Origin of the sequence: Pseudomonas sp. TAA207 (assembly GCF_001529285.1) — a bacterium.
Classification (GTDB): domain Bacteria; phylum Pseudomonadota; class Gammaproteobacteria; order Pseudomonadales; family Pseudomonadaceae; genus Aquipseudomonas; species Aquipseudomonas weihenstephanensis.
On record NZ_LLWJ01000012.1, the window covers coordinates 1 to 2,099 of the forward strand.

At 33.8% G+C, this 2,099-nt stretch carries 4 protein-coding genes; all 4 read left to right on the top strand.

What is annotated here, in order from left to right; all coding sequences use genetic code 11:
- Positions 1 to 596: phage distal tail protein domain-containing protein (locus tag AP059_RS00105; protein ID WP_059874884.1), on the top strand; the 596-nt coding region annotated here is incomplete at its 5' end.
- Positions 596 to 1,723, top strand: a complete 1,128-nt coding sequence (locus tag AP059_RS00110) for a hypothetical protein (protein ID WP_059874886.1) — start codon at positions 596 to 598, stop codon at positions 1,721 to 1,723. The genes AP059_RS00105 and AP059_RS00110, both read left to right, overlap by 1 nt.
- Complete coding sequence (locus AP059_RS21725) at positions 1,713 to 2,006, top strand: hypothetical protein (RefSeq protein ID WP_082706696.1); 294 nt, start codon at positions 1,713 to 1,715, stop codon at positions 2,004 to 2,006. The genes AP059_RS00110 and AP059_RS21725 overlap by 11 nt, the downstream gene beginning before the upstream one ends.
- The coding region (locus AP059_RS22900; protein ID WP_218186999.1) for a hypothetical protein at positions 1,996 to 2,099 on the top strand (104 nt) is incomplete at its 3' end. The genes AP059_RS21725 and AP059_RS22900, both read left to right, overlap by 11 nt.

Sequence of the window (2,099 nt, forward strand, 5' to 3'; positions counted from 1 at the left end):
TTCAGGTGTATGCTGATTTAGCTTTAGCAGATGTCACAAAGACAGAGGGTTATGGGAAGAACGGAACTTTTAGCGAAAAGATAACGTTCGATATAATCACAAAGTGGTATACTTACGAAAATTTAACTTTTGAGAAAATTCAAAATGGTAAAGTTATCGCTGGTAAATCTAAAATTTATGGTGGAACAGCACCAGGAGACTATAAGTATATCAAAGGCACTTCTTACACTTATTATGGAGAAACAAATATAGAACGTTTAAGTCGCTGGGACATTAAAGATGAAATATTTAGTTTTATGGGGATATTATATCCGCAACTTCCTAAAACACCTGCTGGAGTTAGATTTTTAGACGATGTTGGAAATGAATATACTGCAATTGTATTTAAGACGGAACAGGTGCAGAATTATATTTTAATTAATACAGATGTAAATGATGAAATTTACCAAGGTTGGAAGGGAACAACTGCTCTAAACTTATTCCCTGTAATGGACTTTGAGCGATATAGAACTCGTATAATTGAAAAAGGTCAAATGGAGCTAATCAATTTAAGTAAGGCAGAGTTTAAAATCAAGAGAAAGGCGGACTTTGTTTAATGTTAGAAGCTAATGTTTATGATAACTTTAATCCTAACTATTACAATATATCCGATTTCAGCATGCCTAATGGTAAAAAAGAAAAAAGAGGTCTACCTATACCAAAGGCAAGATGTCAAGTCATCAATTATGAATTGTGGGAAACAGGTTATCTTTACACTTCATCGGCTACATTGACCGTTTCGGTAGAAGTTGGGGATATTGTTCAAATTCTTTTTCCTGAAGTCGTTCCAATTGAAGAAGCATTAGGTCAAAAGAAAAAATTAAACTTGGATATGGTTTACCTTGTGACAGATGTAGATGAAAGTAATAAAGCTACATTAAAGAACTATTTTTGGGCAATGATTGAAAGCCTTGATGTTCCAAACGCAATAACTAAAACGACAAATTTTGCTATCATTGATTATTTAATTGACCCTCGTAAAAATAATTTAATGAGTTATGGTTATTTCTTTAATTCAAGTATCTTTGCAGGAAAGGCGACAATTAACCGTAAAGCAGAAACTTCATCGGCTCATGACGTAGCAAAAAGGATATTTTCAAAAGTTCAATTTCAACCAACTACGACAATTCAACATGCTTCATCTGAAACAGACCCCAGAAACTTGTTATTTATTAACTTTGCTTCAAGAAGTTGGAACAGAAATAGAATCACGACAAGGGTAGATATTAAGCAAAGCGTGACAATGGACACGGAAACAATAACAGAACGTTCGGCTTATAATTTTGCTGTTGTGTTTGTTAAAAATAAGGCAACAGACGACTATACAGACCATCCTAAAATGTACACAGCAAAAAATAATGGAGATGTCATTGACTATAGTACTTATGGCGGAGACGGAACAGACCTGCCAGATGTAAGGACAGCAAAAACATTATTTTATGATAGAGATGACCACGGAAACCCGCCAGATATATCTACTATTAAGGCTGAAATTTCTCCCTCTACAATCGTTACAAGGTTAATATTTAACCAAAGTGAACTTTTGCCTTTATATGTTAATGACTTAGTAGATATATGGTATGAGGGTAAACTATATTCAGGATATATAGCAGACAGAGTTAAAACAGAGTTCAATGATAGGCTTATTTTTGTAGAAAGTGGAGACAAACCAAATGTTATATGAGTATGTTGCTACTTATGGCGACAAATATAGAATAGATAGCTTCACAGGGTACAGAGAGCTACGTAAAGACCACTTAGAGTTATTGAATGGTAAAGTATACTATAATAGCGAAAACTCGCTTAGAATTGAAACTACGCTCTTGTACGAAGTCGGTCAATTTGTATCAATTGGTGGTTATCCTTATGGCGGTAGAAAATTTAGATTGTTAGAGCTATCAATTACTGATAACCCAGTTTTAGATAAAGCGAAGATAATTTCAAGAAAGGTTAAAAATGACAATTAAAAACTTTACATTCTTTAGTCCAAATGGTACAGAGTTTCCAGTCGGTTCTAATAATGACGGAAAACTATACATGATGTTGACAGGAATGGACTA

Bases quoted from the DNA above. Each gene is read 5' to 3' on its own strand.
- AP059_RS00110 (WP_059874886.1), top strand. From the start codon at position 596: ATGTTAGAAGCTAATGTTTATGATAACTTTAATCCTAACTATTACAAT.
- AP059_RS21725 (WP_082706696.1), top strand. From the start codon at position 1,713: ATGTTATATGAGTATGTTGCTACTTATGGCGACAAATATAGAATAGAT.